The 510-nt window shown below is 41.2% G+C and carries 1 protein-coding gene; it reads right to left on the reverse strand.

What is annotated here, in order from left to right; genetic code table 11:
• Positions 1-10: 10 nt before the first annotated feature.
• A complete protein-coding gene (locus NUW87_RS11615; RefSeq protein WP_269028692.1) occupies positions 11-388 on the reverse strand; it encodes a hypothetical protein in 378 nt (125 codons plus the stop codon).
• Positions 389-510 lie beyond the last annotated feature (122 nt).

Here is a 510-nt window from a genome sequence, read left to right on the forward strand (position 1 = left end):
GGTTAGGACCTTAACACCGGAGCTGCTTGCTTTTCCTGTCCAATATGCGCACATGACGCACTTGCAGGACACCTTCTGGTTCCACCTGAATCACAGTCCAATCGATAACATGATTAGCATCAGGTACATATTTCTTAAGCAGTGAAACATGAAACACATTATGTACAGTCATAGATGCAGGTAATGCAAGCATGTATGCAACTGGCCCAATCCTTTCCAGGATCTCAAATGGCCCACAAAATCTTGCTGCCAACTTGGCGCAACTTCCCAACTTCAGGGAACTCATGTTATTTTTCACTTTTAGGAAAACATGGTCACCCACTTTAAACTCTCTATGGGTTCTGTTTTTATCAGCATAAATTTTCTGCCTGTCTTGGGTAGCTTTCAAATTCTTCTTAATTTTAGCATTTGTTCTTCCATTTCCTTGAGAAACTCTAGCCCAACTACTACCCTATTAGTTGGATTATCCCAGCTTACTGGAGTATTTCACTTTTTGCTGTAAAGTGCTTC

The sequence above is a fragment of the Corynebacterium pilbarense genome, from assembly GCF_026930265.1.
Classification (GTDB): Bacteria; Actinomycetota; Actinomycetes; order Mycobacteriales; family Mycobacteriaceae; genus Corynebacterium; species Corynebacterium pilbarense.